The sequence below is a fragment of the Aminobacter sp. P4_H6_2 genome (assembly GCF_056400805.1).
The window spans coordinates 1-6,582 of sequence record NZ_JBFUKO010000304.1 but is presented as its reverse complement, the minus strand read 5'-3'; the positions used below and the strand labels follow the sequence as shown (position 1 = coordinate 6,582).

Sequence of the window (6,582 nt, the reverse complement as noted above, 5' to 3'; positions counted from 1 at the left end):
TGTTGTTGGTGCGCACCATGGTGCGTGCAGCCTCAGGCGTGATGCCCTGGCGGCCACCAAGGTCGATCAGATGGTCGACATAGTGGCGGTAGCGCGGGTCGTCCTCGGGGTTGATGACCTCGAAGTCGATCCCTGGACGGATACGCAGGCCGTAGCGCTTGAGCCGCACTTCGATGACGTGCGGACGGCCGATCAGGATCGGCTTGGCCAAACCTTCCTCCAGCACCACCTGGGCAGCGCGCAGCACGCGCTCGTCTTCGCCGTCGGCGTAGATGACGCGCTTGGAGGTTGCCTGCTTGGCATTGGAGAAGATCGGCTTCATCACCAGGCCGGAGCGGAAGACGAAGCGGCTGAGCTTGTCGACATAGGCGGTGAAGTCGGTGATCGGGCGGGTCGCCACGCCGGTTTCGCAGGCAGCCTTGGCCACGGCCGGCGCGATCCGCAGGATCAACCGGGGATCGAATGGCGAGGGGATCAGGAAATCAGGGCCGAAGGTCGGCGTTTCGCCGGAATAGGCGCGCGCGGCGACGTCGGAGGGTTCTTCCCGCGCCAGCGCCGCGATCGCGCGCACGGCGGCCATCTTCATTTCTTCGTTGATTGCGCGCGCGCCACAGTCGAGCGCGCCACGGAAGATGTAGGGGAAGCACAGCACGTTGTTGACCTGGTTCGGGAAGTCCGACCGGCCAGTACAGATCATCGCGTCGGGACGGGCGGCTCGCGCCTCTTCCGGCATGATCTCAGGCTTTGGATTGGCGAGTGCCAGGATCAGCGGCTTCTCGGCCATCTGGCTGAGCAGTTCGGGCTTCAGCACGCCGGCGGCGGACAGGCCCAGGAATACGTCGGCACCGCCGATGACATCGCCCAGCACGCGGGCGTTGGTGTCCTTGACGTAAGGGTCCTTCCAGCGGTCCATTTCCTMGACACGGCCCTTGTGGGCGACGCCGAAGCGGTCGGTGACCCAGATATTCTCGACCTTGGCGCCAAGCGATACCAGGAGGTTGAGGCAGGCAAGCGCCGCCGCACCCGCGCCGGACGTCACGATCTTGATATCCTCGATGTTCTTGCCGGCAAGCTCCAGGCCGTTCAGCACCGCGGCCGCGACAATGATCGCGGTGCCGTGCTGGTCGTCATGGAAGACCGGGATGCTCATCTTGGCCTTGAGCTGCTCTTCGACGTCGAAGCACTCAGGCGCCTTGATGTCTTCGAGGTTGATGCCGCCGAAGGTCGGCTCCAGTGCCGAGATGGTGTTGACCATCTGGTCGATCTCGGGCGCGTCGATCTCGATGTCGAAGACGTCGATGCCGGCGAACTTCTTGAACAGGACGGCCTTGCCTTCCATCACCGGCTTGGATGCCAGCGGGCCGATATTGCCGAGACCGAGCACGGCGGTGCCGTTGGAGATCACAGCAACGAGATTGGCACGGCCGGTATAGTCGGCGGCGGTTTCGGGATCGTCCTTGATGGCGAGGCAGGGCGCGGCGACGCCGGGCGAATAGGCAAGCGCCAGGTCGCGCTGGTTGCCGAGCGGCTTGGTCGCCTGGATTTCGAGCTTACCGGGAACCGGGTACTTGTGGAAAAAGAGCGCGGCCTGATCGAGATCGGAGAGCGCTTCCTTCTTCTTGTCGTCCCCGGCCATTTTTCGCTCCTTACAGATTCCGCTTCAAAGGCCGTTATTAGCACGACCCTGGCATTTTTCGAGGTGTCAACGGCTAGATGGCAGTTGAATCACTTTCAATTGTTGGAATGGCAATCATTCCAACCGCTTGACGTAATTTGCTGAGATGTCGTTTCAGCTTTGGTGGTGCTCAGAACGAGCTGACATAGAGCCCGCCGTCGACCGGAATGTTCTGGCCGGTCATGTATCCGGCATGAACCGAGCACAGGAAGGCGCAGATCTGGCCGAATTCCTCCGGCGTGCCAAGCCGGCCAGCCGGAATTTCAGCGCTCAATCTAGCGCGTCTCGCCGCCCCTTGCGCCGGGTCTTCGATGCTGCCCGGCTCATGCGGTCCGCGCAGGCGGTCGGTGTCGAGCTTGCCCGGCAGCATGTTGTTGATCGTCACGTTGCGGTCGGCGACAGTTCGCGCCACACCCGCCAGGAAGGCGGTGAGACCGGCGCGCGCCCCCGACGACAGGTCGAGGCCGGGGATTGGCGTGTAGACCGACAGCGATGTGATGTTGACGATGCGCCCGAAGCCGCGCTCGGCCATGCCGTCGATCACCGCTTTGACCAGCTCGATCGGGGTGACCATGTTGTTGGTCACGCCTTCGAGGATCTTGGCGCGGTCGAGTTGGCGGAAATCGCGGTAGGGCGGCCCGCCATTGTTGTTGACCAGGATGTCGGGAGACGGGCAGGCGGTGAACAGCGCCTTCTGCACCTCGGGATCGGACACGTCGCCGACGATTTCCGTCACCTTCACGCCGAATCGCTGGCGGATCTCCGTCGCCGTGCGGCTGAGCGCTGCGGCGTCGCGGCCATTGACGAAGAGCTCGCAGCCCGCTTCGGCGAGTGCGATCGCGCATCCCTTGCCGAGCCCACGGCTCGACGCGCACACGATGGCCTTCTTGCCCCGGATTCCGAGATCCATGATGTCTGTCTCCTGTCGGTGATGGCGCACCCTATGTCCAAGGGGCGGCTGCCGCAACCGTCATACGCCTGTTGCATGAATCTGGGCATAGCCAGCGCGACAGCAACGGGTCAAATGCCATGTCCGGCACCAGCACACGCAGATTCCGAGCGCTTTTCATCTCCGACGTCCATCTCGGTTCGAAGGCGGCGAAGGCCGAGTATCTGATCGACTTCCTGCGCCATCACGAAGCCGAAAGCATCTATCTCGTCGGCGACATCGTTGACGGCTGGCGTCTGCGCCGCGCATGGCATTGGCCGCAGGCGCACAACGATGTCGTGCAGAAACTGCTGCGCCAGGCCCGCAAGGGCACTGCGATCACCTATATCGCCGGCAATCACGACGAGTTCGCCCGCATGTTCCAGGGCGTGCATTTCGGTGGCATCGTCGTTGCCGACCGCGCCATCCATGAGGCCGCCGACGGAAAGCGCTTCCTGGTCATCCATGGCGATCAGTTCGATGCCGTGGTGCAGAACGCGCGCTGGCTCGCTTATCTCGGCGACTTTGCCTACGACGCGGCCATGGCGCTCAACCGCCTGGTGGCACGCTTCCGCCGCACCTTTGGCATGCCCTACTGGTCGTTCTCGGCCTGGGCCAAGGTCAAGGTCAAGAAGGCGGTCAACTTCATCGGCGCCTTCCAGGATGTGCTGACTGACGAGGCGCGGCGTTCGGAGGTCGACGGCGTCATCTGCGGCCACATTCACCACCCAGTGATCGAAAAATTTGGCGGCATCGACTACATCAACACCGGCGACTGGGTCGAAAACTGCACGGCGGTGGCCGAAAACTTCGACGGCACCTTCGTCATCCTGCGCTGGCCGCATGTCCTGGCCGGCAAGCTCGTCAACGAACCCTTCGTTCCCATGGTCGTCGACCAGCGGGTCGACAAGGCCGCCTGAGCGGACACTGGCCATGTGTGTTTCCAATTACGTCTCGCGCCACCGCCGAGAGGGCCCAGGTCACGCTGAAATCGATTCGCTTGGCGGAGCGCAGCCTGTGCATAAGCGGGCGCAACGTCTCGGCGCAGACGAACGTCCGGTGGTCGGGGTGATGGCGCATGGCAGACACAGCATCAGGCGCGTGGTCCAACCTTTGCTCTGTTCGACAGACCCGGCGGCTTTCGTGCGGCTGGCACCCATGGTAATGGGTCAGGCAAATCGGTGAGGCTTGTTTGGTTCGGGTCGCGCCCGGACCCGCATATCTGCCATGAAGCTTCCCCCACTCACGCCAGAACAGCAGATCAAGCCGCAGCGCTTCGAACTGCGTATCTCACTGCTTTTCGCGGCACTTTTCGTGCCGATGGGCGTGCACCTGCCATATTTCCCGCTGTGGCTCGAAGCCAAAGGGTTCGACCCCGAGCAGATCGCCATCGTTTTGTCGGCGCCTATGTTCCTGCGCGTCATCACCACGCCGCTGATCGCTGCTATGGCTGATCGCGCCAAGGATCGCGCCAACGTCTTCATCTTCCTCGCGGCGTCGGCTTTGCTGCTGTCACTCGGCTACTTCCTGGAGCCGACCTATCTCGTCGTGCTCGCGGTTTCGCTCGCACTTTCGGTGGTGTGGACGCCGCATTCGCCGATCGCCGATTCGCTGGCGCTCTCGGGTGTTCGCCGCTTCGGTTCGGATTATGCCGCGATGCGCATCTGGGGCTCGATCGCCTTTCTGGCCGGCAGTCTTGGCGCGGGTTTTGTCCTGTCGCTGACAGGGGCCGATGCCGTGCCGGCAATTATCTCCATCGGCCTGCTCGGCTGCTTCCTGATGTCGTTCATCACGCCGCGCCTCGGCCGGCCGAGACTTGCCTCGCCGCTGTCGGCGACCGACATGCAGCAGGCCGCGCCCAAGCTGTTCAACCGTTACTTCCTGCTAATGGCCGGCGGCACCGGCGTCATCATCGGCAGCCACGGCTTTCTCTACGGCTTCGTGTCGATCTACTGGAAATCGCTCGGCATCAACGAAACCGTCGTCGGCCTGCTCTGGAGCTGGGGCGTGGTCACCGAGATCGTGATGTTCATGTTCTTCACGCGCCTGTTCGGCTCCAAATCCACAGCCTCGGTACTGATTTTGGCCGGCATCGGCGCGATCGTGCGCTGGGTCGCCTATCCGTTGATCTGGCCGCTCGGGCTAGGTGTCCCTGGCTTCTTCGCCGTGCAGAGCCTGCATTCGGTATCGACAGCTCTGGTGCTGATCGGTGTGCAGAAGCTGATTGCCGAGTCGGTGCCTGAAGAGCGTACCGGAGCGGCCCAAGGCGTCGCCTATTTCGCCAATGGCATGTCGATGGCGATCGTGACGCTGCTTTCAGGCCCGCTCTACCAGCGGTTCGGCGTCGACGGGTTTTATTTCATGGCCGTCGTTGCTGCGTGCGCGATCGTGCTTGTGGTTCTGGCGTCCCGCTCAGCCCCAAAGCTCGGGCAGGGGCGGCGACACCGTTGAGCCCTCGTAGATAAGCCGCGGCGAGCGGTCGCGCGCCAGAAGCAGCGGGCCGTCGAGGTCGACGAATTCGGCGTCCTGGGCAAGCAGCACAGCAGGCGCCATGGCGAGCGACGTGCCGACCATGCAGCCGACCATCACCTTGAAGCCAAGGGCGCGCGCTTGATCGCGCAGTTCAAGCGCGGCCGTCAGCCCGCCCGATTTGTCGAGCTTGATGTTGACCGCATCGTAGAGGCCCTTGAGCTTGCCAAGATCGGCCGCGATGTGAACGCTCTCGTCAGCGCAGATCGGAATCGGACGCGCAATGCGGCCAAGGATCTGGTCAGCGCCGGCTGGCAGCGGCTGTTCGATGAGTGCGATGCCGAGTTCGGCTGCCGCGGCAAGGTTCGCGACGATATTGGCATCAGTCCAGCCTTCATTGGCGTCAAGGATGATGCGGCTGTTGGGGGCCGCTTCGGTGACGGCGCGGATGCGGGCGATGTCGTTGTCGCCACCGATCTTGACCTTGAGCAGCGGCCGCGACGCGTTGGCGCGTGCTTGTGCCGCCATCGCCTCCGGCTCGCCGAGCGATAGCGTGTAGGCGGTCTCAAGTGCACGAGGCGAGGCAAGCCCGAGCCGCGATACGACTGACAGGCCGCTTGTCTTCGCCTCCAGGTCCCACAGCGCGCAGTCGACGGCGTTGCGGGCAGCACCCGCCGACATCAGCGTCAGCAGATCGGCGCGGGAGGCGCCGTTCTCGATCTCGCGGCGCGCCTTTTCGATCTGCTCCCGCACGCTCTCCAAGGTCTCGCCATAGCGCTTGTAGGGCACACATTCGCCACGCCCGATTAAGTCTGATTCGGCTATCGTGCAGGTGAGGACTTCGGCTTCGGTCTTGGAACCACGCGAGATGGTGAACGTTCCGGCGATGGGAAAGCGCTCATCTACGACCGAAAGGACACGCGACATGAAAATCTGCTCCGTTCAACTGCTTGGCGTGGTTGCGAAAATCGACATGCCGCAGCCGACGCGTTAAGTAGTGTGCCATGTTCACCATCGGCAAACGGGAAGCAAGCGGCGGGGCAGCCGACGGCCGAGATCACCGACCGCAAGTTGCTGTGGCGGAACGCGAAGGCGTGCTTGCCTGCGTGTTCACCGGCATCTGGACCACCCGCACGGTTGCTTTCGTCGACGCCGAAATGCGCAAGATCGAGGCGCGCAAGGGCTTTGCGACGCTGGCACTCGACCTTTCCGGCATAGAGAAGATGGACACCGCCGGTGCCTGGGTCATCGACCGACTCGTCAGTGCCAATGAGAAAAAGGGCGTTGAGGTCCAGATGGAGGGCCGCAGCGATGTAGCCAAGATCCTTCTCGGTGCGGTCAGCGACGCGGTGCGGCGGGACGGCGAATCGGCTGGGGCAGGCGCACCCAATGTTGTCATCCGCTTGCTTGAGGCCATGGGTCGCCGCGTCTATGAGATGCGCGACGATTTCCTCGCCTCGATGAACATTCTTGGCGCGACCATCCGCGGCGCCCAGATGAAGCTCGGGCG

General features: G+C 63.3%; 6 protein-coding genes. 3 read left to right on the top strand and 3 right to left on the bottom strand.

Translation table 11 applies throughout. The features are described from left to right. Together AC1DUU_RS19870 and AC1DUU_RS19865 are read right to left on the bottom strand one after the other, a co-directional pair. A partial coding sequence (locus AC1DUU_RS19870) for a phosphate acyltransferase (RefSeq protein WP_476785120.1) occupies positions 1–1,636 on the bottom strand: 1,636 nt, incomplete at its 3' end. Positions 1,637–1,805: 169 nt separating this feature from the next. After that, positions 1,806–2,585: an SDR family oxidoreductase gene (locus AC1DUU_RS19865; RefSeq protein ID WP_476785119.1), complete on the bottom strand. Its 780-nt coding sequence runs from the start codon at positions 2,583–2,585 to the stop codon at positions 1,806–1,808. Positions 2,586–2,704: 119 nt separating this feature from the next. Here AC1DUU_RS19865 and AC1DUU_RS19860 point away from each other — a divergent pair, with 119 nt between their 5' ends. Together AC1DUU_RS19860 and AC1DUU_RS19855 are read left to right on the top strand one after the other, a co-directional pair. After that, positions 2,705–3,523 carry a UDP-2,3-diacylglucosamine diphosphatase gene (locus AC1DUU_RS19860; protein WP_476785118.1) on the top strand — a complete coding sequence of 273 codons (819 nt, stop codon included), beginning with the start codon at positions 2,705–2,707 and terminating at the stop codon, positions 3,521–3,523. A gap of 307 nt (positions 3,524–3,830) precedes the next feature. Continuing rightward, positions 3,831–5,054 (top strand): MFS transporter, encoded by a 1,224-nt coding sequence (locus AC1DUU_RS19855; protein WP_476785117.1) that lies wholly within the window; start codon positions 3,831–3,833, stop codon positions 5,052–5,054. On the opposite strand, the gene dgcA is transcribed toward AC1DUU_RS19855, so the two are convergent. Beyond that, complete coding sequence (gene dgcA, locus AC1DUU_RS19850) at positions 5,016–5,999, bottom strand: N-acetyl-D-Glu racemase DgcA (RefSeq protein WP_476785116.1); 984 nt, start codon at positions 5,997–5,999, stop codon at positions 5,016–5,018. The two genes, AC1DUU_RS19855 and dgcA, sit on opposite strands and share 39 nt — an antisense overlap. 77 nt (positions 6,000–6,076) lie before the next feature. Here dgcA and AC1DUU_RS19845 point away from each other — a divergent pair. Beyond that, positions 6,077–6,582 (top strand): STAS domain-containing protein (locus AC1DUU_RS19845; RefSeq protein ID WP_476785115.1); only part of this gene is annotated, 506 nt, incomplete at its 3' end.

What these genes read in the sequence shown, in the direction of transcription:
- AC1DUU_RS19865 (WP_476785119.1), bottom strand. Translation starts at nt 2,585, where the DNA reads ATGGATCTCGGAATCCGGGGCAAGAAGGCCATCGTGTGCGCGTCGAGC.
- AC1DUU_RS19860 (WP_476785118.1), top strand. Translation starts at nt 2,705, where the DNA reads ATGTCCGGCACCAGCACACGCAGATTCCGAGCGCTTTTCATCTCCGAC.
- AC1DUU_RS19855 (WP_476785117.1), top strand. Translation starts at nt 3,831, where the DNA reads ATGAAGCTTCCCCCACTCACGCCAGAACAGCAGATCAAGCCGCAGCGC.
- dgcA (WP_476785116.1), bottom strand. Translation starts at nt 5,999, where the DNA reads ATGTCGCGTGTCCTTTCGGTCGTAGATGAGCGCTTTCCCATCGCCGGA.